Genomic DNA, 26,946 nt, shown 5'->3' with positions numbered 1-26,946 from the left:
AATAAAATAAATGAAAACAAATCATGTGTTACTTTTTCTATTATGTAATTGGTTGTTTCAAAATGTTTACGGACAAGTATATAGTAATTCATTACATGATTTAAAATTTAAGCAGTTATCTTCTCGAGAAGGGCTATCGCAAAGGTCTGTGATAGATATTTTGCAAGATAAAAAAGGCTATTTATGGTTTGGAACCAGAGATGGTTTAAATAAATATGATGGAGATAAGTTTGTGGTCTATAGACATATTTCTGAAAACGAAAATAGTTTAAGTCATAGCTGGGTAACCTCAGTTTTTGAGGACAATTATGGGAACTTGTGGGTTGGGACTAAAGATGGTTTAAACAAGTATAACCCAGAAACAGATAATTTCACAAGATATAAACAGACCTCAATTGGTACTTCTATTTCAGACAACGAGATTTGGGACTTAACCCAACTTAATGATAATGCACTTTATGTTGCCACTAATAGTGGTATTGACAAACTAGATATTATTGAAGATAAAATATCTCACTTTAAAATTCAAGTCGAGGGCACGTTTAATTCAGGTGACCATAAAAAAACACGAAACTTTTTAGTGTCAAGAAGTGGTGACTTATGGGTATGTACAGTAGAAGGTATTGATGTCTATAATTTAAAAAATAATAATGTTACACATTACAACTACCCTAAAGGGACTACTAAAGACATTCATATAAATAATGCGCCCACTTTATTCGAGGATAGCCATCATACCATTTGGTTAGGATATGAAATGGGGCTAGCTATTTTTGACCGAACTTCAAATACGTTTATAGACTATAAGTTTAATAAGACTAAGGGTATAACAAGCGCTGTACGTACTATTTGCGAAGATTATTCAGGTAATCTTTGGATAGGAACTTATACAGGCATTTACATATTAAATTCAGAGAAGCAAACCATAACGCATATAGTTCATGACGAAAATAACCCTAAAAGTTTAAGCCAAAATTCAGTTTATAAGATCTTTTTGGATTCCCGTGCCGATATATGGATAGGTACATGGGCTGGAGGGGTTAATTTCTATGATAAAAGCTTCGATACGTTTAAACTTTTTTCTGCTGGAGATAATAATACCATGCTTAACTATAAAGTAGTAAGCGCCATTGTAGAAGATCCAAACAAAAACCTGTGGATAGGTACAGAAGGGGGCGGGATTAATTTTTACGACAGGAAAACCAATAAGTTTACATATTATACTCACGATCCAGACAATTATGATAGTTTAAGCTCTAATAATGTTAAGGCAATCATTCAAGACCGATCTGGGAATTTATGGATTGGTACACATGATAAAGGACTTAATTTTTTAAACCCTAATAAGAAACCATTAAAGTTTGAACATTTTGAATCAGTACAATTAGATGGTATTGCTATATCAGACTATAGAATTTTATCCTTATTGGAAGACCATAATCAAAATATATGGATTGGAACTTTAACAGACGGTTTGTTTTTTTATGATACACAAACAAAAGTGTTTTATAAGCTCGATGATAATATTAAATCAGTTGCATGCATCGTACAAACTTCAGATCCTAATTACATATTAGCGGGAGGTTCCCAAGGTTTAGAAAGCGTTAATGTAAATACAAAAAAGAGAGCGGAAATCCCGTTTAAAAAAAATGCGAAATCCGAACTTGCCTCAAAATCTGTAAACTGTGTTTTTATAGATGATCAAAATAATTATTGGATAGGTACTGAAGGGTCTGGGTTGTATTTTTATAATCCCGATACAGGAAAGTCTATAAAATATGGGACAGCACAAGGTTTGCCAAATGAAGTTGTTTATGGGATATTATCAGATGATAATGGTTACTTATGGATAAGTAATAATCAGGGTATTAGTCGGTTAAGTGTAAAAACAAATCAGATTAAAAACTTTGATGAGTTTGATGGGCTTCAGGGAAATGAGTTTAACTATGGAGCTTTTTTAAAAACGTCGAAGGGAGAATTGATGTTTGGGGGAACCAATGGTCTTAATTATTTCGACCCCAATAAAATTAATGAAAATACTTTTATACCTAAAGTCGATATTTACAATTTAAATGTTAATAACAAACCCTATTTAAAAATAACAGATTCCATTTCGAAAATCACTTTAAAGTATAATCAAAACGATTTTAGTATAGATTTTATAGGATTAAGTTACTCCCAGGCCAATAAAAATCAATATGCCTATAAATTGGAGGGGTTTGATGCCGATTGGAATTATATAGGTAATAATAAGACAGCAACATATACAAATATAGATGCGGGTGATTATGTTTTTAAAGTAAAAGCTTCAAATAATGATGGGGTATGGAATGAGAAAGGGGATTCAGTAGAAATATCGGTATTTCCGGCACCGTGGAAAACCTGGTGGGCCTATCTAATCTATAGCCTAATAGTAGCCGTGATAGTTTATTATATAAGAATGCTAACACTGGCCAGAATAAAGGTTAAGAACGAATTAAAGCAAGAAAGGATAGACAAGGAAAGAATTGAAGAGATCAATAAATTAAAACTACAATTATTTACAAATATCTCTCATGATTTTAGAACCCCATTAACACTTATTGTTGGGCCTTTGCAACGCATGATAGAAAAGAAGAAGGGCGATAATGAAATACAAGGCCAGCTTAAAAGTATGTATAGAAATGCTATAACGCTATTGCAACTAATTAATCAGCTATTGGATTTTAGAAAAAGTGAGGCAGGGAAGTTAGAGCTGCATGCCTCTAAAAACAATATTGTGCCATTTCTGCAAAATGTTAAGTTATCCTTCGAAGAATTAGCAAAAGAAAGACATATTAATTACAGCTTCAAAACCAATGCAGAAGATATTGAGGTTTGGTTTGATGAAATTGAATTAAAAAAAGTCATTGTAAATATATTGTCCAATGCGTTTAAGTTCACCCCAGACCATGGCTCAATTACATTAAGTGTATCCATTTCAAAGGACATGTTAAATGAAAACAATTCAGACTGTGTTAAGTTAGTCATTGAAGACAATGGCAAAGGAATTCCAGAAAAGGAGATTGAATTTATTTTTGATAGGTTTTTCCAATTAGGGGAGCCCGACAAGAAAAGATCGGGAACAGGAGTTGGCCTTTCTCTGGCCAAGGATATAGTAGAATTGCATCATGGCACTATAAAAGTTGAAAGCACCGAAGGAAAAGGTGTTGCTTTTATTGTTTTATTGCCTTTGGGCAATACCCATTTACAACCAAATGAAATGGTTAATGATAATGATTTGGTACATCCAATGTGCCTAGAGCCTTATGAGCCCACTTTTTTGAAATCCGGTTGGGTCCAAAAGGAATCAGATTTCCATGAAGATATTTACAAAGAGGAGCTGCCATCTATTTTGCTGGTTGAAGATAATATAGAGGTGAGGAAGTTTATTAAAGATATTTTTAAAAAGGATTTCAACATTTTTGAGGCCAAAAATGGAAAGAAAGGCATTGAAATAGCGCAATCCAACCCAATCGATTTAATTATAAGCGACGTTATGATGCCGGTAATGGATGGTATTGAAATGTGTAATGTTTTAAAGTCTGATATAAAAACAAGCCATATCCCAATCATTTTACTTACCGCCAAAACCTCTTCCAAAGCACAGGAAACAGGATTTAAAACAGGAGCAGATATTTATATAACTAAACCTTTTGATGCTAACATTTTAGAACTGCAGGTTAATAATTTGTTCAGTTCGCGAAAACATATGATTCTTAAATATAAAAAAGATGTCATTTTAACCCCTAAAGAACTAACCGTTACGCCTGCAGACGAAGAATTTTTAGAAAGAGCATTTCATATAGTTGAGGAAAACATTTCCAGCACAGGATTTAATGCGCAATCGTTTACAGATGAAATAGGTATGAGCCGCACCTTGTTGTATACAAAATTAAAAGCATTAACCGGGCAATCCCTTTCCGAGTTTATTAGAACAGTAAGACTAAAAAAAGCTGCACAAATGATTGCCCAAACAGAAATGAATATTTCAGAAATAGCTTATGAAGTTGGTTTTAGTGATCTAAAATATTTTAGAAAAAGCTTCAAGGTTCTTTTCAATGCTTCACCAACAGAATATAGATCAAAGGCTAAACAATCTGAAAGTATTTAAAAGTATTTAGGAGGTAAAGCTTTGTGTATCAATTATTTTTATTGGTTTCTGTTTGTTAGGGTATGATGCTTTGCCCCCTCCATAATGATTATTAAACCCCTTTGTCACCTTTAAAATTGAATAGTTTTGAACTTGTAGTACAATATTACAATTATTAAATCTATCAATTAATTTTAAGTATGACCAAAACTAGAATTTTGTTTTTATGTGGGCTTTTTGTGTTTTCGTGTAATTCCTTAAATGATAAAACTAAAGAAACATTTGTAGAAAAGGAGTTAGTACATGTAGAAAAGCAAATGGATGTATTGTTAAGGAAGGCCAATACGGCCCATAGAATTCCCAGAACAGTTACTTCAAAAAATAATATAGAATGGACTAACCAAGATTTTGACTGGACAGAAGGGTTCTTTCCAGGGACATGTTGGTATTTATATGAAGAAACGAAGGATGAAAAGTGGAAAGCAGCAGCAGAAAAAATGCAATCCCAATTTGAGGTTCACAAGTATCTCACTACCAATCACGATCTAGGTTTTGTGTTTAATTGTTCCTATGGTAATGGGTATAGAATAACCAAAGATGAAACGTTTAAGCAAGTAATGATTACTGCCGGAAATTCATTGTTAACACGTTTTAATCCTGTTATAGGATGTATTCAAAGTTGGGATGTTAACAGTGGATGGCAAGCAGAAAGAGGTTGGAATTTTCCAGTCATTATTGATAATATGATGAATTTGGAACTACTCTTTAAATTAAGTGAGATTACTGGAGACCATAAATATAAAAAAGTCGCCATCTCGCATGCAAACACAACGTTAAAGAATCATTTTAGACAGGATAACAGTTCTTATCATGTTGTTGATTACGATTCAGAAACAGGAATGGTAAGAAGCAAACAAACGGCGCAAGGGTTTGCAGACGAAAGTTCTTGGGCTCGAGGACAGGCTTGGGGACTTTATGGATATACCGTATGCTACCGTTACACAAAGGATGAAAAATATTTAGACCAAGCTCAAAAAATAGCATCCTACATATTAAACTATAAAGAAACTCCAAAAGATGGCATTCCCTTTTGGGATTATAATGCCCCCGATAAGCCCAATACCTATCGCGATGTATCTGCAGCAGCCGTTACCGTTTCAGCATTAATAGAACTTAATCAATATTCCCATGTGGACTATTCCCATAACATAGATAAACTTTTAAAGTCTTTGGCCAGTGATAAGTACATGGCCAAGGTGGGAACAAATAATGGGTTCCTTTTAAAGCATAGCGTAGGGAGCTTACCTCACCAAAGTGAAATAGATGTACCGTTAAACTATGCAGATTATTACTTTATAGAGGCATTGATTAAGTATGAAGGGAGCCATAGCAATTAAGTTGGTGCCGACCAAAATGTTTATTGACAGTATGTATCTAACAGACTGAGTAAAACTAATTGTAAACAGATAAAAATAAAATAATACAAAAGGAAGAAAAATGATAAGAACTAACTATTTCCCCCCCTGATAATGATTATTTGTAACTCTTAAACAAAAACAGATGAATATAATTTTATAACCAACAAAAATAACTTTAAACAATTAAGTATGAAAAAAAACAACTCACATACTAGACAAATAGTATATATGTGCATGATGTTCTTTACAAGTGTGTGTATGTATGGTCAAACTACAATAACGGGGACAGTTACCTCTATAGAAGACGGGCAGCCCATTCCAGGAGCTAACGTCTTGATTAAAGGTACCACTAAAGGAGCATCTACCGATTTTGATGGTAAATATACCATCGAAGCCTCTGCTAACGATATTTTGGTCTTTAGTTATATAGGATATGAAACGGTAGAGAAAACAGTAGGCTCTAATAGTGTTTTAGACATTGTTTTGAAATCATCAGCAGAACAGCTGGACGATATTGTTGTAATTGGTTACGGAACCGCCAAGAAATCAGATCTAACTGGATCTGTTTCAACAGTATCGGCAAAAGATTTTGAAAAACAACCTATAACGCGAGCAGAAGATGCCTTGCAATCGCGTACCGCCGGTGTTAATGTTTCAAAAAATTCGGGAGCACCAGGAGGTAATATTAAAATACGGGTGCGCGGTTCCAATTCTATTACAGGAAGTAATGACCCTTTAGTGGTTATTGATGGTATTATTGGAGGCGATCTGTCCAGTTTAAATGCCAGCGATATCCAAAGCATTGATGTACTTAAGGATGCCTCAGCTACGGCTATCTATGGATCAAGAGGAGCTAATGGTGTGGTAATGGTAACGACCAAAAAAGGAAAGTCGGGCGAGCCACAAATTAACCTCAATTACTTTATATCGTCTGCCAAAATTCCTAAAAAGATCGATCTCCTATCACCATCTGAATTTGCTTCACTAGCAGGAACTACGGTTTCTGGTGGAGGGGCAGACTATCAGGACGAGTATTTCCAAACAGCTTTAACAAACAATCTACAACTATCGGCCAGTGGAAACGAAGGGCGGCTTAATTATTACCTGTCTGGTAATTTAGTCGATCAAGAAGGTATAGTGATGAACACAAACTATAAGCGTTATTCATTGCGAAGTAATTTAAATGCCGACTTAAACGATAAACTTTCAGTAGGGTTAAATATATATGGTTCTAAAGAGAATGCCCTTAACTTGATAAGAGGAGGTTCTGGAGCTTCATCAGACACCAGAGGAGGTGTCGTAAATGTATTGTCTTTTAATCCTGCGTTGTCTGTTCGTGATTCAAATGGAGACTACAATTTACAATCAAGTTACGGTTCCATATTAGTAAACCCAATTGCCGTTCAAAATGAAAGAGATGGTAATCTGGTAGAGGATCGTTTAAACGCAAACCTTAATCTGTCTTATGACATTTCAGAAAGCTTGAATTTTACAATTTTAGCGGGAGCATCTTCAACACATTTTAATGAAGAAATATTTGAGGGGATCCCAGCAGGCTCATCAGTTTTGGAAGGGAGAGCTTCATTTAACGCCATAAGAACCAATAACTATCAATTAAGTAATATTTTAACATGGAATAAAGATTTTGGCAACACGAACCTAAAACTTACAGGAATTTACGAATTACAATCCGCAACAACTAAAATAGCAAATATAGGTTCACAAAACTATGCTATTTCTGGATTGTCCGATGCATTTTACCTGTTGGAGTTGGGACAAACACAAACTATAGGAGCCAATCAAGTAAAAAGTGCTATAGATTCTTATGTAGCAAGAGCAGAAGTAAATGTGGCTAATAATCTCTTGGTTACAGGAACTATTCGTATCGATGAATCGTCAAGATTTAGAGAAGGTAATCGTACCGGGTATTTTCCCTCTGTATCTGCAGCTTATAATTTAGGACAGTTTATTTCAGAGGATTCATTTATTAATAACATAAAAGTAAGAGCAGGTTATGGTGAAACAGGAAATCAAAATATCCCTCCTTTTTCCACATACCAATCTCTGGCTACAGGAAACAATTACTTCTTTAGTGGATCGTCCTTTAATATTGGATTAGCTAACGGTGCCCTGGTAGATGAAGATCTAACTTGGGAAACCACAAAACAATTCAATGCGGGATTAGATTTTAGACTGGCGAATGGTCGTGTAAATTTAAGTGTCGATTGGTTTAAGAAAAACACGACCGATTTGTTATTGGATCTGCCGGTTCCCCAATTCAATGGAGGCGGCGTAATTCGTACTAACGTTGGTGAAGTCCAAAATACAGGTGTAGATGTTAGCCTGTCTGCAGTGGTGTTCGATACAGATAACTTTAAATGGGACGCGAACTTAACAATGTCTGCAGTTAGTAATAAAGTGTTGAACTTAGGAGGGCTGGATCAAATACTAACCAGACCTAACGGGATTAATCCAGGAGGGACAGGAAATAATTTATATATAGTCGAAGAAGGACAACCATTAGGTAACTTTTATGGGTTTAGCTATTTAGGAGCAGATGCAAATGGTGTGGCCCAATATGCCGATAGCCAAGGGGTTATAGGTAATGGTATCCCAGATTTCACATGGGGCTTGAATAATACATTAACCTACAAAAACTTCGACCTTAATATGCTGTTTAGAGGGGTTCATGGTTATGATGTTCTAAATGCTACCCGCGGAATGATTTCGTTGGCAAGTGGCGATGTTACAGTGCCAACCAGTGCAGATATGTTAAAGAGTGATAGCCCTACTTCAGGAACTAACCATATCAATTCTACTAGATATATTGAAGATGGAAGTTTTATACGATTAAGTAATTTGTCTTTAGGTTATACTTTACCGGAAGTTAAAGGGTTTAAATCTTTAAAGATTTATGTAAGTGCCCAAAATGTGTTTACCATAACAGATTATACAGGCTACGACCCCGAAGTGTCTTCCACAGGAACCTCTTCATCAGATGCAACACCTTCTTTAGATTTTGGTGCACTACCAAATCCAAGAACGTTTACATTGGGTGTTAATTTAGGATTTTAATAATAAAAAAATAAAGTATGATACGAAATAGAATAAATAAGATTTCTTGGTTTAAAATAGGAAGTATAGTGTTGTCAACTCTTATGATGGTAGCTTGCTCCGATCTTGATGAAAATCCAGGAGAGGTACAGTTAGATCCTACATCTTTAAGTTCAGATGCAGCATTGGATGCACTTGTTACGGGAATGTACCGCAAACTTCAAAATAATGCGAAATGGTCCGGATTTTTTATTGCAGGTTATGGAGGCGATGATATAACGACACATAGTGGTAGTAATAAAATTGGTTTTAGACATTCTGACTGGAGAATACAGACTCCTGATTCAGAACGGTTAACAGATGCTTATACCGGTTGTTATAATGCCATTACGATTGCCAACACGGCCATAGATGCTAAAGATAATATTAAAGGTGATGCCGCAACAATTGATAGATTAATAGGGGAAGCTTATTTTATGCGTGCCTTTGCTTACTTACATTTAACCAGAACCTATGGTAGAATCCCTATACAATTAAAGTCTAATTCCAATGAAGCATTGCTTAGAGCTTCTTTTGAAGAGATCTATGTGCAAATTGAATCAGATCTAAAAGCGGCAGAAAATTTACTGCCAAATGTATATCCGGGCATTCCCGCAGTGGGCGTACGTCCCAATAAAGGGTCGGCAAAAGCCTTCTTGTCAAGATTATACATGCATTGGGCAGGATATCCACTTAAAGATGCGGGCAAATATGCTTTGGCAGCCGCCAAGGCAAAAGAAGTAATAGATAATGCGGGCACCTATGGATTTGCCTTATCTGATGATTTTAGGGGCCTTTGGACGGAAGCAGGCCGATTTTCCCATAGCGAAGGGGTATTTACAATGGTAGGTTGTGCTTACGATTGTGGCATTGGAAACAGAACAACTGGACGTTTAGGATTACCAGCAGAAGCCGGTGGGTGGACCGAAACCTTTGGTGAAATAGCCTTCTTTGAAGATTTTGAAGCAACCGCACAAACAGATGGAACCGAACAGCGCTTTAACGACACCTATATTCTCGAAACAATTCCAAATGGAAGTAATCCCGTTGGAGCAGAGTGGGAAACATGGTCGGACCCACATCCGATACTTAGAAAAGTAGTAGGAGGAGACTGGAGTGCCGTTAATACTACAAATAATGACATCAACCGCTATTTCATGCGTTATGCAGAAGTGTTGTTGAATTATGCTGAAGCTTCAGGTCGATTAGGTAATGAGACGGCCGATGCTTGGGAAGCATTAAATAAAGTAAGAAGAAGAGCCGGAGCTACTACAGATTTATTAACAGGAGATTTGGCCGAATTAGCTTTTACGGAAAGAAAGTGGGAGTTTGCAGGGGAATATGAGCGTTGGCATGATTTAGTACGTATGGAGCGTGTAAAAGAAGCTTTAGAAAACCGGTCACCTGATGAAACAGTTGATGTGCTAAATGGTACTGTTCCAGCCACTAGTGGTGAGTATTTTTACTTCTCTCCAATACCACAGTCTGAAATAGATAAAGCACCACAATTAGCCAATTAAAATATAGATGCATCATAATATATTTTGAGTTAGTACTGGTTAACCCCTACCCATATTAATTATGGGTAGGGGATTAACATATCGACCCCTTATACAATGTTTAATCCAACAAAAAAATGAACATATGTAATATTGATAAATCAAACTAATCTAATTAACCAATGAAATGAACATTACTAAAAAACAACTCTTATTATTTGCATTCTTATGGATGGCAATAAACAGTTTTGCAACAGATTATTACATTGATGCTACTACTGGTAACGATTCCAATAATGGCACTACTACTTCAACACCTTGGCAATCATTAGCCAAAGTTAACAATTTCACTTTTCAGCCCGGAGACAATATCTATTTTAAAGCGGGCGAGACCTGGATAGGTCAACTAAAACCAAAAAATAGTGGTACTTTGGGCAACCCTATTACATTTGGTAAGTACGGTACAACCAATTACGATACACGCCCTTTAATAGATGGAAATGGTTTATGGGCCGCCATCTATGTGTATAATGTTGAATACATTACAATTCAGGACTTTGAAATTATAAACAACAAAGACCCAAATCTGTATGATAGAAAAGGAATCTTGGTAGAAAACCAGGATGCAGGAAAGCTTAGTGGTATCAAGCTACTAAATAATTATGTTCATGATGTCAAAGGGGAAATGAACAGTGCTGAAGGCTCCCAAACCGGAAAGGGGTATGATGGAAGCCAGGGCATTATGATTGCCACTACCAAGGGGACGAATCCTGTGTACTCGTATTATGATGATATTTTAGTGGAAGGCAATCAAATTATAAATTGTGACCGTACAGGTTATAGCCATGCCTTTGCATGGACCTGTGTAGATGGCGTAGCTGGAAGTAATTGTAACCCCAATGAACCAGGATTGTCAACAAATACCATTATACGTAATAATTATGTAGAGAAATCGGGAGGAGATGGCATTTTGTCCAGATCTATGCTAGATGGTGTTGTTGAATATAATTTGTTGTACGATAACAATACCAGAGGTTCTGTGATGGGATTGGCAAATATAGCTACCTGGGCTACCAGATGTTTGGGCGCGGTATGGCAATTTAATGAAGCTTATGCTACCCGCGGCACATTTGACGGACAGTCTTACGATTTGGATGGTGGGTCTGTTGATGTCACATTCCAGTATAACTATAGCCATGATAACCGAGGTGGTTTTATGTTGGTTATTGAGTTTGGAGATACCAATACGGACAACAATACGGTACGATATAACATTAGTGAGAACGATCAGGAACGATTAATACATATTGTAAACGCTACAAATACAAAGTTTTATAATAATACCTTCTATGTTGCTTCCAGTCAAATTCTCAATTATGTAACAAGGGTGACCGGAGGGTCCGGCTATGAGATATTTAACAATATCTTTTATTTAGAGAAAGATGCGACCTGGGAACAATCGGGGGTCGATATCAGGAACAATATTATTTATTACCCTAACAATAATCAGCATGCGACATCTCCGGTAAATACAAAAGGTAATGCTAATTTAGATCCTATGCTGGTAGCCGTTAACACAGGAACGACTGGTAGTTTTTCAAATGGTGTGGTAACCCTTGGGAATGTTGATGGCTATAAATTAGCATCAGGATCACCAGCTATTGGTATGGGAGAGTTGGTGGCAGATAATGGAGGGCGCGATTATTTTGGAAATACAGTATCTTCTTTAGCAGCACCTTCCATTGGAGCTTATGAAGGTGGAGGAACCATAACGACCGTTCCTGCTGCGCCATCGAATCTAACAGCTCAAAACCAGTTGAATGCTGTTTTGCTCAATTGGGACGATAATGCTAACAACGAGTATAATTTTATTGTAGAACGTTCAACAACCAGCGGAAGCGGTTTTTCAACAATAGCGACCCTTCCGCCCAATAGCTTAACCTATACCGATACCAATGTGTTAGGTGCTACAACCTATTATTACAGAGTGAAAGCCTCCAATGCTATAGGCGATTCCACATATACTTCCGAAGTAAGTGTTACTACAAGTAATTTCACAGCGACCACTTTAACCCCTATCGATGATTCTTATGTAAGAAGAGGTACGAACAGTGGTAATAACTATAGTGGGGTGAACTATTTAAGGGTTAAGAATTCCCATGATGCGAGTTATGATAGGGATGCCGTTTTAAAATTTGATGTATCCTCCATTTCAGGTAATGTAGATAGTGCAAAACTGAGACTTTATAATAACAGTGGAGCAGGTACCAATATAGCCGTTTATCTAGCCAACACCGATACATGGTCTGAAGCGACCGTAACAGCCAATGATATTGATGCTTCAGGAGCAGCAGCTGCTTCTCTTGTTGTTGGTTCAGCTGCCCAGTATTACGAATGGGATATTACCAGTTTAATTAATACTGAAGTATCTGGAGATGGGGTAGTATCTTTAATATTAAAAGGACTTAATACAGATGAGGTAGTTGTGGATTTTGATAGTAAGGAAAATACAAATGTCCCTCAACTTGCTATAGTGACTTTACCTTCGTCTGGTAATAGCACCACAGCCATTGTTGCAGAGGCCGATGCCTATGTAAGGGATGGAAGTTATGCAGATACTAACTTCGGTTCTGAAAACGTCTTTACAGTTAAAAATGATGCTGTGGGCTATAAAAGAGAAGGCTTTTTGCGGTTTGATCTTTCGGGGGTATCAGGAACTATCCAGTCGGCTAAACTAAAATTGGTAAGTTCATCGGCAGGTACAGACATTGCGACAACGAACTTAGAAGTATCATTTGTAAGCGATGACTCCTGGACCGAATCGGGAATCACCTATAACAACAAGCCAACAGCAGGAAGTGTACTGGCAACGCAGCCAGGTAGTACTGGAACCCTAGAATGGGATATCACCAATCAGGTGATTACAGAAAAAAATGGAGATAATAGTATTTCGCTACAAATTACATCTACCAGTATTGGCAGTAATAAGTGGATTAACTTCAGCTCTAAAGAAGCTGCCTCTGGGGTACAGCCTGTTTTAGAAATAACTACCACGACGTCTTCAACTACAACCAATACCTTGAGTGCCATAGATGATTCGTATGTGCGAAGAGGAACCAATAGCGGAAATAATTACAGTACAGCCAATTTCTTAAGAGCGAAAAATTCTAATAATGATAGTTATGATAGGGATGCCGTACTAAAGTTTGATCTTTCCAGTTTGTCTGGTACCGTAGACAATGCCACATTGCGTTTATATATGTCGAACTTTGGACAAGTTCAAAGTGCGTCAAGCGTTATTGAAGTGTATCAAGCAACAACAGACACTTGGTCTGAGGGAACTGTTACAGTTAATGATATTAATGCAACAGGAACTGCTATCGCTTCAGTAACAGTTAATGGTACCTTGCAGTATTACGAATGGGACGTTTCCAATTTGGTGGCCAATGAAAAGGCAGGTGATGGTACAGTTTCATTTATACTAAAAAGTCTTAATCCTGATGAAAACACGGTAGATTTCCATAGCAAAGAAAATACGAATGTGCCAGAATTGGTTGTAACTACAACTGGATCTACATCAAAGCGTTCGCAAAATTTAAGTAAGGTCGTGGCAATGGTGCAACAAAAGGCTAACAAAGACCTGTCATCAATTTTATTTCCAAACCCAACAAAAGGTGCTTTGACCCTTAAAGGGTCATTTTCAAAAGGAACGACGGTAGAGGTTTTGGGACTATCTGGAGAAAATATTAGGCATTTAGAATTAAACGAAATAAATAACACGTTAAACCTGGATGTGTCTAATTTACAAGTAGGATTGTATATTATTAGACTTACAAATCAAAATGAGCAGCCTGTAATTCTAAAGTTTATTAAGCAATAGAACAACCCGTTTTTCGAATATAAGCAATATTGCCAATACAGTCTTTATATTTAGTCTGTATAAGAGTGTTAATAATAATTCAGTACTAAATATACTCTATATTTAGTACTGAATTAAACTTTATAAAATGTATACAAAAAGAGTTTTATTAGTTCTGTTAATAGTTGTAGTTGCTTGCAAAAACAACAGTAGGGACTGGATCTACAAAGGCGAAGAGGTCTTGCTGTATGTTGATGATGAGCCCATAGTGCGTTCAGAATTTAACTTTTTTAAACAAAAAGTACGTACCAATGTTATTTCCTATTACAAGAATAATTATAACCTTGATGTAATTCAGGACTTTTGGAACCAAACCTATGGCAATGAAGAGCCTAAAGCAACATTGGAGCAATTTGCCTTGGATGCCGCCATAGAAAATAAAATACAAAACATAATCCTTAAAACATACGGAATTAGGGATACCATCGATTTTCATTCCTTTAAAGAATCCCTTCAAAAGGAAAATGAACGAAGGAAAGAGGTGTTAGATAGAGGTGGCATTATTTACGGGCCTAAAAATTACTCCCAACAGGTATATTACAGTTATTTGTTGTCCAATGCCATTTTAACTTTAAAAAGGCAAAAGATGCCTGAAATGGTAAACATAGAAAAACTTAAAACCCGATATAATAAAGTTAAGGACAGTATTTTTAAAAAAAGACCGGATATTGACCTTGCAACGTTGTCGGTGCCTTATGGAAATGCATCTCCTTATACCCAAAATGAAGCGCTGGACTTGATGAAAAAAATAAAAAGCAAAGTGGTAACTATTCAGGATTTTGAACGTGAATTATCATCCTTGAGAACGATTAATGGCATTGAAGTGATTGACAAACAAACTTTAAAGAGTGAAAGGAGCAGAACAGATGGGGAAATGTATGGGCCGCTATATCGATATATAGAAAGATTACAAAAAGGAGAGATCTCCAATATTTTGGATGTAGGTCAAAAACTATCCATTTTGGTAGGTTATGATCGAAAAGAAAACGGATATGTTCCATTTAATGAAGCAAAGGCACAATTGGAACATATGATGATGGAGGATTGGTTCAATAATTTGGTGGAAGAACGAAAGCGTGCCGCAAGAATTGTAAGAAAAGAAAGTTTTAATTAAAGAGATTATAGGAAATACTAATGGGTAAGCTTAAATTAATTCCATACTGTTTTATCTTAATGCTGATTTTGGGCTGTGAGGAATCTACCAATACACAGGTTGAGGAAAAACTGTTCACTCAAATATTGTCGGAAGAATCGGGAGTAGATTTCATAAACCACATTAAAGAAAGCGAAGACTTTCATTACTACCAATACATCTATTCATACAACGGAGGCGGGGTAGCGGCAGCCGATTTTAACAACGATGGTTTGGTAGATTTATTCTTTACGGCCAATACATCACAAAATAAATTGTACCTCAACAAAGGCGATTTTCATTTTGAAGATATTACTGAAAAGGCAGGAATAAAAGATAACAACGGATTTAATATGGGGATTTCTGTGGCCGATGTTAATAATGATGGATATCTGGATATTTATATATGCCGGGCAGGGTGGTTTAAGGAAGCCGAGAAACTAAAGAATTTATTGTACATCAATAATGGGAACCTAAGCTTTACCGAGCAAGCAGAGATATATGGGCTCGCTGATACAAGTAGAACGATAGCCGCTTCTTTTTTTGATTATGATAATGATGGCGACTTAGATGTTTACATGTCCAATGCACCTACGGTAACCAGAGATTACAAGGCCATTTTAGATTTAAATGAGATTGCTACCAGCGAGGAAACCATAGCCTTAAAGGGAAGTGATAAACTGTACAAAAATGATGGAGAAGGGCATTTTCAAGAGGTGTCTAAAGAAGCAGGGATAATTCCAGATCGAGGTTTTGGGCTCAATCCCCAAGTAGGCGATTTAAATAACGATGGCTGGCTGGACGTGTATGTTAACAATGATTTTAGCATGCCCGATTTTGCCTATATAAACAATGGCGATGGCACATTTTCAGATAAAAAACATGAGATGTTCAAACACATGTCTTTTTATAGTATGGGAGGGGATATAGCCGATATCAATAATGATGGACTGTATGATATGATGGCCCTGGATATGAATCCAGAAGATTATGTGCGCTCTAAAACGACCATGTCCATGACCTCTATCGACAAATTTTGGGAAATGGTAAACAAAGGATATCATTACCAATACATGCATAATGTGCTACAGCTAAATAATGGCAATGGTACATTTAGTGAAATTGGTAATATGGCTGGAATTGCCAATACCGATTGGAGCTGGGCTCCTTTACTTGCCGATTTTGATTTAGATGGGTACAACGATATTTATATAACCAATGGCGTTTATAGAGATGTTATTGATAAAGACACTAATAAAAAGATACTCGACATTATAAGGAAGAAAGGTAAAAAGCCAACAAAAGCAGAATATCTTGAATACACACAAATGTTGCCACAGCAAAAAATGACCAATTATTTTTTTAAGAACAATGGCGACATTACATTTTCAGATCGTACCACAGAATGGGCAGAGATGCAGCCCACATTTTCTAACGGGGCGGTTTATGCCGATTTTGATAACGATGGCGATTTAGATGTGGTAGTCAATAACATTAATGAAAAAGCGTCCATTTTAAAGAACAATGCCCGGGAATTGGATAAAGGAAGCTATTTGCAATTTCAATTTGTAGGAGCAGATAAAAATAAATTCGGAGTAGGAGTTACAGCAACATTGTTTTTTGAAGACGGGACATTACAAAAAAAGCAGCTTATTAATACAAGGGGCTACCTGTCATCGGTATCCAATAAATTACATTTTGGATTCAGTAAAACCAAAACGATAAAGACAATTGAAATGATGTGGCCAGATAGAAAGGTCCAAAAATTCCATAATGTAAAACCTAACCAATTGATTACGGTTAGGTATGCTGAAGCCGCTTTAATTCAAGAAGAAAGTATAAAGGAGGAACCTAAAATTTTTGAAAAGACCGTTTTCAACTATACGCATAAAGATAGCGTTTTTGATGATTTTCAAATACAGTTACTGTTGCCACATAAACTATCTCAGCTGGGGCCTGGAGCTGCAAAGGCAGATATCAATAATGATGGATTGGATGACCTATATCTAGGTGGAGGGTATATGCAAGAAGGACAATTTTTAATGGGAATGCCTTCTGGAAAGTTTAAAAAAGAAACCATAACAGATTTTTCTTTGGATAAAACGTATGAAGACATTGGTGCCGTTTTTTTTGATGCAGACAACGATGGCGACCAAGATCTTTATGTTGTAAGTGGAAGTTATGAGTTTGCTGAAGGGGCTCAACAATTACAGGACAGACTCTATCTGAACAAAGGGTATGGCAATTTTAGGAAATGTACCGATTGCCTTCCTGATTTTTATGAATCAGGATCGGTGGTAGACCCGGCCGATTTTGACAACGATGGAGATATCGATCTTTTTGTGGGAGGACGCCTAATACCCGGTAAATACCCACATGCCCCTAAAAGCTATATTTTGGTAAACAACAAAGGGAAATATACCATAAAAACACAGCAACTGGCACCATCATTGGAATATATAGGCATGGTTACCGATGCCCATTGGGTAGATATGGATGCAGACAATGATTTGGATCTTGTCCTTACCGGTGAATGGATGGGCATTGAAGTTTTTGAAAATAATAAAGGCATATTGTCCCAAAATAAAAAATATGACTACTTATCGAATAAAGTGGGATGGTGGAACAAGTTATTGATTAAAGATATTGATGGTGATGGAGATAAGGATATTATAGCCGGAAACTTGGGCCTCAACACTAAATTTCATGCCTCAGAGGATAAGCCATTTCATATTTATACCAAAGACTTCGACCATAACGGTACCGAAGATGTCTTTCTGGCTAAACATTATAAAGACAGGCAAGTTCCAGTTAGAGGAAAGAGCTGTACAGCACAACAAATGCCTGTTTTGAAGGAGAAAATAAAAAGCTACCAAGAATTTGCCAATAACGATCTGCAGGGCATATTGGGAGAAGGAATAAAAACGGCATTACATTACAAAGCCAATGAGTTCAGGTCTGGTATATTTTTAAATAGAGGAGGAGAGTTTATATTTGAACCATTTACTTACGAGGTTCAAAGAAGCCCAATAAATAGTATGTTGTTGGATGATTTTGACAATGATGGTCAAGCAGATTTACTTTTGGCAGGAAACAATTATCAAGTAGAAATCGAAACCACCAGAAATGATGCAGGAGTAGGGGCTTTTTTAAAAGGAAATGGGAAAGGACAATTTAATTATATGCCAACTTATAAAACAGGCTTTATCGCAAATAAGAACGTTCGTAATATGTTACAAGTTAGTACAACACGTGGGACAGCCATAATTGTAATAAATAACAACGAGACACATCAATTGTTTGATCTCAAAAAAGAATAATATAAAGTTAGAATAAATAGTCACTCTAATTATTGGTAAAACATATATAAACAGAAGAGAACAGAAACTTACTTTAGCTAAACGTGTAGGCCACTCGTTTGAAAATCAAATTAGATTTAGGACATACGTTTTTTTGGAAAAGTAAAAGACAATATAAAATCATAAGTACAATCGATTGTATTTTGATGTGGATTTTAATATCTTTCTCGGCAAATAGCAAATAATAAACTTTGTTTAATTATGAATTAAACAAAGCCTAAAAGCAAAAATTAAAATGATTGTAATAAAAAGAAAAGGTTGGATATTTCTATTGGGGTTGGTTGTTTTTGGCCAACTGTTTTCACAAACAAAGACGATACGCTTAGATAACATATTCGACGAATTAAATCTGGACACGCCATATATGGAGCAGGTTAAAGAATGTCATGCAAAAAATAATTCAAGTAAAGCGTTAACAGAACTTTTAAAAGTATATAGAAAAAAAGAAGATATATATAAAAGAGTTTCAAAGGAGGATATCCCATATATAAACGAGAATTATCTTGAAGACCTTAATAGATCAATTAAGATTGCAGACGAAGTAGTATCTCAATATTTTGTGTTTAGGGAAGCATGGGATATGGAAAGAACCAACATCCCTTACCAATTTAAAAAAGAAATTATTTGGGAGCAAAACCCTTTTGGAGATCCAGAATGGACCTATATGCTTAACCGACATAAATATTGGATACACCTTGGAAAAGCATATTTTTTTACAGGCAAAGAGAAATACGCCAAAGCTTTTATAAACCAAGTAAATCATTGGATAGACCATAATCCATTACCCTCATTGGAGGATAAATATAAAAACTCCGCAGCATGGCGAAGAATAGAAGCAGGAATACGTTGTGAAAATTGGATTAAGGCGTTCGAGTATATAAAAAACTCAAAACACGTAACACCAAAATTTCTTGCTAAATTCTTAAAAGCATTATATCAACACGGCCAATACATTGATAGTGCATTTAGTAATTTTTCGAAAACGAGTAATTGGGGCGTTTTGGAGTACCAAGGACTATTCAATGTATCAGTATTTTTAGAAGACTTTAATACAGCCCAAGACTGGCAAAGTAATGCAATAGATAGATTGACCCAATGCATAGCATTGCAGGTTTTAGAAGATGGGACACATTGGGAGCATTCACCCATGTACCATAATGAAGTTTTCCATTGCTTTATGAATGTGAATCTATTGTCGCAACGCAATAATATAAAACTACCGGAAATACTTGTGCAAAAAACCAAAGCGATGGCTTATGCCAATGTAGGATGGCAAAAGCCAAATTACCACCAGCCATTATTGGGAGACAGTGACGACACAGATACAAGAGGGTTACTATCATTGGCCGCATATCTGTACAATGATCCAGTTATAAAGACAAGAGCATACAAAACGTTGGATTTTGAGGATTATTTAATTATAGGTAAAGAGGCCAATGAAAATTATAAAACAATAGAGCCAAAAGAGCCATCATTCTTATCAAAATTCCAACAAAGTTCAGGCGATTTTTATATGCGAACATCATGGAAAGAAGATGCAACCTATACCTCGTTACACTTAAAAAAGTTGGCAGGAGGGCATGCACACGAAGACCTGTTAAGTTTTACAATTTATGCTAATGGTAGGGATTATTTAGTAGACAATGGGCGTTACACTTATGTGGACAATACCTGGAGAAAAATGTTCAAAGAAAATAGGAGTCATAATGGGCTAGGAGTAGACAATTTACCAAATAGCATTTTAAATGGAGCTTGGGGGAGTGATTATCAAGGCTGGACCGATGGGATCTATACAAAGTCAAATCCAATTTTTGATTACGGAGAAGCAGAAAATACAAGCTATAAACGATTGGAAGATCCAGTGTCCATGAAACGTAGAATGCTTTTCTTAAAGCCTAATGTTTGGTTGGTTTTTGATAGTTTTTCGGCAAAAGAAAACCATAAGTATTCGCAGTATTTTAACTTTCCAAATACAAAGGTGCAGATTAAAGACCAAGCCATAATAACAACTTACAACAGTCGAAATTTGAAAATTCACCCTATAAGTGATGTCGAATTAAAATTAGAAGATTCTTGGTATTCTCCAGAGTATAACCTAAAGAAAGAAAGTAAACGCGTTGAAGTTTATAAAAACACCAAAGGGTTTGAAACTTTTATTTCCTTGCTGTATTTTCCCGACACCACCAACATAACATATAAAAGTACACCGGTATACGACAGAAACGATAATGTATTGTCAAAAGAAGATGCTGAAGCCGTGACAGTACATTTCGATAATAAGTCATATACTTTGGTGGTTGCATATAATTCACCAACCATAGCCAATCACTTTTTTGTCGTGGATGGAAAAATGATACATGGCGAAATTGTATTAATTGAAAAGGATAAAGAAAGCACCAAAGTGTATAATATTAAATAAGTTGGGATACTGTATTTAGTCTTTAATGTAAATAGACACCTTATATTACGCTCGAATTGTAGTAAGGATCAAAAACCTACACCTCCATTTTGAGCCAGATGAGCACCTATATTATGAGAAGGGCAAAAAGGATGACACACATTTGTCAAAATTAGGAGCCACAGAAGTTGCTAAATTGGCAGTTATGGAAATTAGAAAGCAAGTGCCAGGTTTTGGGCATTCTTAAAATAAGGCAAACCTTCAATGTATTACATCTAGAGAGGCATTTATCTGTGTTAAAAATGAGGCTGTTTATGATAACAGGTAATAGTTGAATAAGGTCTTTTTATAGTTTCGACTATAATAGGCTTCACAGTTTTTTAATTTAATTTTATTTTTTTCCGGATTGATGCTTTCTAGGAAATCTAAATTTACAATGTAAGACTGATGAACTTTGATAAAAGTTTCAGGTAATTTTTTTAGAAAATTATTTAGAGATGATCGAATAGGGTATTCTCTATTTTCGATATGTAAAATTATATACTTCCCATCCACTCTAATCATTTCTATATCTTTGACCTTTATTTTTTTTATATTATTTCCTACCTTAACAAAGTATATTTTCGGATTAGCAATCTTGTCATTTCTGGAAATATTTTTTATTAAAGAGAGATCTAAGCTTTTTTTCAATTCGAAATCGCTACAGTTTTTAGACAGAAAATCTATTGGTTTTATTCTTTTGATTTCTTTAAATGTTTTTTCATCAAAAAAAGCAGAGATTACTATTACAGGGGTTAAGTTATTAATAAGGTTTTCTTTAATAAAGTCGATACAAGTTTTACCATTGTCCAAATAGTAATCTATTATAATAAGGTCTGGCTGCATGCTTTTAAGAAAAACGCTTCCTTGCTTAAAACCAATGGCTTCAACTATATTTTTGTAAGATAAGTTGTAAAGGCGTTGGCTCAAGTTATTTAAATGATGTTCATCATCATCAATAAGTAAAATTTGAAGATTCTCCATTTTGAAATATATGCGTTAGGGTTAAGCATGATTAAGATTTTTTTAAATTAATAAAAAAAATCGAACTGTAGGAAACAGGACAGAAATAATTATTTATTCAAAAAAAATGTGATGTAATTTTTAACTTCATGCAAAATATCATTCTTATGTTTGTTCAGGTCTAAAGGGTGAAGGTAATTATAATCTTTAGCTTTTTCCAGAAGTTTATTATCATAGGCGCATAAAATCATATGGGCATCAGTTTGATAATGTGTTCCTAAAAGATTTAATAAATCTTCGAGGGAGTATATTACAAAAATAACGGCAAAAGGTTCTTTGAGCTTTAAGGCACAAAAAAAATCTTCTGGGTTTTTTGCAATAATAAAGGAGTATTCATTAACAATACTTGATTTTATTAGCCTTGAAAAAAAAAGTTGGGGGTCATAGATGAGAATTTCAACATTCATATTCTGTTTTTTTTTGATGATAATTTGTTTTAATTTTTTATAAGATGATAACTATAAATATGGTAGATAAACGATTGTTATTACTTGCCTTTGCTTCTGATAATGTTGTATTTTGAATAATGTCAGTTAATATCAAAATTGTTGTTAATTAATTTACCGGATGATTTAATAAAACCTCCAAACCATAAAAACTAAATAAGAATTTCTAAGGTGTGCCAAAAGAACTTTCTTTAAGTCTTTTTGAAAATAAAGTTTAGCTAGACCCATACACCAATTCTTTTTTTGGTTAACAAGGGTTAAACAATTTTTAAAAAATGATCCCGTAATTTGTCTTCAAGCTCAAAATTATGGGTAGAAATGTCTATAGGAATAACCTTTAATATTTCCGGTGCTTTTTTTAATATTTCTTTTTCGAATGAGCAAAGAAATGTCTGTTTGTAGTTTCCATGTAAATCCAATAGGCTTAGAAGTTCCTCATGAGAATATACTACAAACATAAGAGAAGCATCAGCATCATTATTCATGTGAATGGGAATTGGAACAGATTTGTCAAAATTCTTAAAATCCAAAGCTTTGTTAAATCCTTCCGGGATAAGTTTTGAGATGTAGTTTTGGGAATCAAAGATAACAACTTTACTTTTTTTCATTGGATTAGGTCTTTAGTCTATATTCATTAATATCTATTTCATTGGTTTTGAGGTTAAAATTAACTTTAATTGTTTGTATAACAGGTAGATAATTGGGTGTTGGGTCTTGAAAAAGAAAAATCGATCGTATTTGCTTTTTTTTATATCTATTTGTGAATTTTTGGGTTTTTTACAAAAAAAATACAGAATACACCATTAATTATACCTAATAAGGTTCTTTTCATGCATAATTGACTTTGGTGTTATTAAGGAGAGATAGAAATTTTTAAGGAAGGCCGTACAGAAAGGGGAAGTATAAAAAAAAATGGTTAGTTAGAATTGGTATATGTTTAAAATGCGCAGTTGCTTGTGTGGCTTGTTAAAATAAGAGTTAACTGTTAGGTGTGTTTCTAAATTTTTAATGTAAAATGAAATATGTGAATTTAGTGTAATGTAATAATTTTATATGCAAAGTGTACAATATGACAGCTTTTAAACAGTTTATCTCAAAAACAATACTGTATTAATAAAATCTGATTAAATTTCATGTATGTTTGAAATGGTTAATCAAAAAACCTGTTTATATGTATTTGTTTTCCAACTATAAAGGAAATATAAAGGGGTGTTTTTAAATTAAATTTAAAGGCTTAATTAAAAGAAATAATAGTGTTTAAAGAAGAAGAGGAATAAAATTTATTACGATACGATTTATGCTTAAAAATAGATTAATTTTTTCAGCAGGCGCTTTGGTTCTAGCTTTTTTTCTGATATTCAAATATTTCTACAAGGAAGAAAGTTTTGATGATAATGGAACAATTTTATTGAGCGATTATTTATTTAAAAAGGGTAATTATGGCGTTGCCAATTATGAAAAAATAGACGGTTTATCTAATAATATTAGGTTAGATACCTTAATAAGAAATAAGCTTGAACAGCTTGTGGAGACCAAAAATGTAGACTCTTCTTTTGTGTCAGAACTCAACAAATTTACTAAGGATAATTCTGTAGACAAAACCAGAAAATCGTTCATTAAATTATTTTTAGCCCGAAAGTACTTTGATTCCAGTAGGGTGGTATCAGCCAGATTGTGTCGTGAAATATTGCCCGTTTTCCAAAAGAACAATGATACGCTGGCCCAGATATTAACCTTAAATCAAATGCTAAATGTAAACTATTATGAAAACTGGCCCCGATTAGTGGGAGATAGATATTTGGTCGAGAAGTACTTCGTAGAGATTGAAGGCCTTACATTAAACAGTACGAATGCTTTATATAAGCTTTATGGGTGTTATAATGATTTACGAAAGGGTGCGTCAAAAATTGTCCCGATCTCTTCAGAGAGGGTCAATCAAGCGTTTAATGAAGGTATTTTGATAATAGATAATAATAAGGAATTTGAATTTTATAGACAATTCTTTTACCGAACTTATTCTAGTTATTGTTGGGGCCTTGGTAACTATAAGGAAGCTTTAGATTATTCAATCGAAATCCTAGAATTCCCTGTTTTGGTCGATACTTTTTTAATATATAACGATATTTCAAATGGATATTACTTTTTAAAAGATTATCAAAAAGCTTTGGGGTACGCAAATTTAGCTATTGAAGCGTATGAAAAACAGAAAGAAAGGGACTTTGAATCCAAGGTATGGCTGTATAATCTTAAAAAAAATGTGCTTTATGAATTGGAAGGGGATAATGCTTCTGATTTAGTGAAATTCATTAACAAAACACTCAACATGCTTTATGTGATAAGGAATAAAAATTGGAATCTAAGGGCTTATGAGCTACAAGTAGAGTATCAAACAGAAAAAAAGGAGCAGGAAGTAGCGAATTATAAGGAGGACCAAAAGCAAATGACCATATATTTGGTCACGGCATTTTTTTTCATTGTTTTAATTTTCATCCTTTTGTTACGAATATATAGAGTTAATAAACGTTTAAACGAAGAAATGCATGTCAAAATGGAAATTCAAAGGGTAATTTCGCATGACCTGCTTTCTCCCCTTCACTCTATGGAAATAATTATAGAAGAGCTTAAAAATTATTCTATAAACGATAAAGAAATCAAAAGTAAGCTATTGTTGCAAAACGCTTACTTAAATAATATAAAAGGATTGTGCAATAATTTGATAAATTGGTTGTGGATCGATAGAAGAGGTAAAGGAGAACATAAAGAATTTATTAAGAAAAGCATTGAACAGTGTTTAGAAGATTTAACGCCTTTTTTTGAAGCAAATAAATGTGAGGTGCTAACATATTATCATTTTAATGAAGAGGAAGAGTCTTTTAAGAGTAATTGTACAAATGTTTTAATAAGAAATATATTGACAAATATTGTTAGGCATTCCAAGGCAAGAAAAATAATTTTAGAAGTTTTGATCGAACAGCAAATGGTTTATTTTAAGTTTTATGATAATGGAAATAAAATGGATAGGCTTTTGCAAAAGGATATTCAGGATTACATAAATTCATCCAAAAAAGAGTTTGGTTCAAGCCTAGGGATGTTTCTAATCAAGACCTATGCAAATAAATTGAAGGCCCAATTGCTATTCGCGACTTCCGATCGAGAAGGGTACTGCAATTTTCAAATTCTAAAATTTCCTTATCAAAGTTTAAGCTAATAATAGCAATAGGTTGTTAAGCTTTAAAGTAGTGGTATTGATGTAATCTTAACAGAAAAATCCACGATCTTCTTCTTGTGTACTAATTTTCTGTATAGTCGTGTGTTTTCAAGCGACCGTTTTTAAGGTTTAAAAATATTAAATTCCAAATAGGTTGTTTTAAGGGAGAATTATGTGCAATAATAGGCCTATGCAGTTTTTTTATGCTAAAAAACATAAAAGATCTATATATGCTTTAAAAATGTGTGCTTTATCTGTTTGGTGTTGGTTAATAAGGTTTTGCCTGTCATTTTAGTTATTTAGGCTATTTCGGCTCTATATATTTGAATGATTTTCAGAATGCAAGAGATTTGAAAAAATTCAAAATTCACAGAGTTAAAATATACTTTAAAATAATCTTAAAAGACATTATAAAACCAACACAAATGAAGAAAATTTTACTTTTATTGATTTTTCCTTTTAGCTTCACTGTTTCGTATGCACAGGTAAGCATAGGCTCTCCTGTGCCGGACGGGGCTGCCCAATTGGATATTGTATCTAGTGATAAAGGACTGCTAATTCCCAGAGTGGCTTTGTCCGGTACTAACGATAATAAGACCATTAACAGTGGTAATGTTATAAGTTTGTTAGTCTATAATACCACAAAAATTAATGATGTTGCCCCAGGGTATTACTATTGGGGTGGGGCAAAGTGGCTTCGTATGGTAGATTCCGATGCCATTGCTAGCATAAGCCAAACCGTTACCTCCTTAAAAAATAATGGAGATGGAACCGTTTCTTATACAGATGAGAATGACAATCCCAACATCGTAAAAATTTCTGCGACTGCAGATAGTGTGCTGATTCCAGATAATACTATAGACATCAATGGTGATGGCGTTTTGGACGACAACGTGACTTTGCAGGACATTATCAATAACATAAACAATGTGGTGTCCGGGAGCGAGACCCTTACCAGTTATATGGATAATGGGGATGGAACATCGAGCTATACTGATGAAAATAAGGTTAAGAAAGATTACAACAATACGGTGCTGGCGGGAAATACAATGGTTCCCGATGGTACTGTAGACATCAATGGCGATGGCGTTTTGGACGACAATGTTACTCTAAAGGACATCACCGACAATTTAGGAGACATGATATCGACCAATACAAAGGTGCCCGACGGCACGGTGGATATCGATGGCGATGGCGTTAAGGACGACAACGTGACTTTGCAGGACATTATCAATAACATAAACAATGTGGTGTCCGGGAGCGAGACCCTTACCAGTTATATGGATAATGGGGATGGAACA

At 34.9% G+C, this 26,946-nt stretch carries 12 protein-coding genes and 1 pseudogene; 10 read left to right on the top strand and 3 right to left on the bottom strand.

What is annotated here, in order from left to right:
* The first annotated feature begins 10 nt into the window (after window positions 1–10).
* The 8 genes from MR062_RS15965 (at window position 11) to MR062_RS15930 (ending at window position 20,950) form a co-directional block, all read left to right on the top strand.
* Window positions 11–4,132: a hybrid sensor histidine kinase/response regulator transcription factor gene (locus tag MR062_RS15965; RefSeq protein WP_242206090.1), complete on the top strand. Its 4,122-nt coding sequence runs from the start codon at window positions 11–13 to the stop codon at window positions 4,130–4,132.
* Window positions 4,133–4,311: 179 nt separating this feature from the next.
* Window positions 4,312–5,508, top strand: coding sequence for a glycoside hydrolase family 88 protein (locus MR062_RS15960; protein ID WP_242206088.1), 1,197 nt, complete (start codon window positions 4,312–4,314; stop codon window positions 5,506–5,508).
* 210 nt (window positions 5,509–5,718) lie between these two features.
* A complete protein-coding gene (locus tag MR062_RS15955) occupies window positions 5,719–8,604 on the top strand; it encodes a SusC/RagA family TonB-linked outer membrane protein (protein ID WP_242206086.1) in 2,886 nt (961 codons plus the stop codon).
* A 17-nt stretch (window positions 8,605–8,621) separates the two neighbouring features.
* Window positions 8,622–10,142: a RagB/SusD family nutrient uptake outer membrane protein gene (locus MR062_RS15950; protein ID WP_242206084.1), complete on the top strand. Its 1,521-nt coding sequence runs from the start codon at window positions 8,622–8,624 to the stop codon at window positions 10,140–10,142.
* A 166-nt stretch (window positions 10,143–10,308) separates the two neighbouring features.
* A complete protein-coding gene (locus tag MR062_RS15945) occupies window positions 10,309–14,001 on the top strand; it encodes a CBM96 family carbohydrate-binding protein (protein ID WP_242206083.1) in 3,693 nt (1,230 codons plus the stop codon).
* Window positions 14,002–14,128: 127 nt separating this feature from the next.
* Complete coding sequence (locus MR062_RS15940; protein WP_242206081.1) at window positions 14,129–15,154, top strand: hypothetical protein; 1,026 nt, start codon at window positions 14,129–14,131, stop codon at window positions 15,152–15,154.
* Between the two features lie 20 nt (window positions 15,155–15,174).
* The gene (locus MR062_RS15935) at window positions 15,175–18,492 is read left to right on the top strand and encodes a VCBS repeat-containing protein (RefSeq protein WP_242206080.1); all 3,318 of its coding nucleotides are present in this window, start codon (window positions 15,175–15,177) and stop codon (window positions 18,490–18,492) included.
* Between the two features lie 274 nt (window positions 18,493–18,766).
* A complete protein-coding gene (locus MR062_RS15930; protein WP_242206078.1) occupies window positions 18,767–20,950 on the top strand; it encodes an alginate lyase family protein in 2,184 nt (727 codons plus the stop codon).
* Window positions 20,951–21,241: 291 nt separating this feature from the next.
* Here MR062_RS15930 and MR062_RS15925 read toward each other — a convergent pair whose 3' ends face one another.
* The 3 genes from MR062_RS15925 to MR062_RS15915 all read right to left on the bottom strand — a co-directional run bounded on the left by MR062_RS15925 (window position 21,242) and on the right by MR062_RS15915 (window position 23,045).
* Window positions 21,242–21,952: a LytR/AlgR family response regulator transcription factor gene (locus MR062_RS15925; protein WP_242206076.1), complete on the bottom strand. Its 711-nt coding sequence runs from the start codon at window positions 21,950–21,952 to the stop codon at window positions 21,242–21,244.
* 89 nt (window positions 21,953–22,041) lie between these two features.
* Window positions 22,042–22,398, bottom strand: a complete 357-nt coding sequence (locus tag MR062_RS15920) for a hypothetical protein (protein ID WP_242206074.1) — start codon at window positions 22,396–22,398, stop codon at window positions 22,042–22,044.
* 296 nt (window positions 22,399–22,694) lie between these two features.
* On the bottom strand, window positions 22,695–23,045 hold the full coding sequence (locus tag MR062_RS15915; RefSeq protein ID WP_242206072.1) for a hypothetical protein: 351 nt from the start codon (window positions 23,043–23,045) through the stop codon (window positions 22,695–22,697).
* A gap of 689 nt (window positions 23,046–23,734) precedes the next feature.
* Between MR062_RS15915 and MR062_RS15910 the strand changes: the two genes are divergently transcribed.
* Window positions 23,735–25,645, top strand: a complete 1,911-nt coding sequence (locus tag MR062_RS15910) for a hypothetical protein (protein WP_242206070.1) — start codon at window positions 23,735–23,737, stop codon at window positions 25,643–25,645.
* Between the two features lie 425 nt (window positions 25,646–26,070).
* Window positions 26,071–26,946: pseudogene (locus MR062_RS15905) on the top strand (hypothetical protein); the annotation flags it as partial.

Origin of the sequence: Aestuariivivens insulae (assembly GCF_022662195.1) — a bacterium.
Lineage (GTDB): Bacteria > Bacteroidota > Bacteroidia > Flavobacteriales > Flavobacteriaceae > Aestuariivivens > Aestuariivivens insulae.
Note: the sequence above shows the minus strand (reverse complement) of the source record. Positions and strands in the feature narration are given on the sequence as shown.

Coding starts and splice junctions, on each gene's coding strand:
- MR062_RS15965 (WP_242206090.1), top strand. CDS start 11: ATGAAAACAAATCATGTGTTACTTTTTCTATTATGTAATTGGTTGTTT.
- MR062_RS15960 (WP_242206088.1), top strand. CDS start 4,312: ATGACCAAAACTAGAATTTTGTTTTTATGTGGGCTTTTTGTGTTTTCG.
- MR062_RS15955 (WP_242206086.1), top strand. CDS start 5,719: ATGAAAAAAAACAACTCACATACTAGACAAATAGTATATATGTGCATG.
- MR062_RS15950 (WP_242206084.1), top strand. CDS start 8,622: ATGATACGAAATAGAATAAATAAGATTTCTTGGTTTAAAATAGGAAGT.
- MR062_RS15945 (WP_242206083.1), top strand. CDS start 10,309: ATGAACATTACTAAAAAACAACTCTTATTATTTGCATTCTTATGGATG.
- MR062_RS15940 (WP_242206081.1), top strand. CDS start 14,129: ATGTATACAAAAAGAGTTTTATTAGTTCTGTTAATAGTTGTAGTTGCT.
- MR062_RS15935 (WP_242206080.1), top strand. CDS start 15,175: ATGGGTAAGCTTAAATTAATTCCATACTGTTTTATCTTAATGCTGATT.
- MR062_RS15930 (WP_242206078.1), top strand. CDS start 18,767: ATGATTGTAATAAAAAGAAAAGGTTGGATATTTCTATTGGGGTTGGTT.
- MR062_RS15925 (WP_242206076.1), bottom strand. CDS start 21,952: ATGGAGAATCTTCAAATTTTACTTATTGATGATGATGAACATCATTTA.
- MR062_RS15920 (WP_242206074.1), bottom strand. CDS start 22,398: ATGAATGTTGAAATTCTCATCTATGACCCCCAACTTTTTTTTTCAAGG.
- MR062_RS15915 (WP_242206072.1), bottom strand. CDS start 23,045: ATGAAAAAAAGTAAAGTTGTTATCTTTGATTCCCAAAACTACATCTCA.
- MR062_RS15910 (WP_242206070.1), top strand. CDS start 23,735: ATGCTTAAAAATAGATTAATTTTTTCAGCAGGCGCTTTGGTTCTAGCT.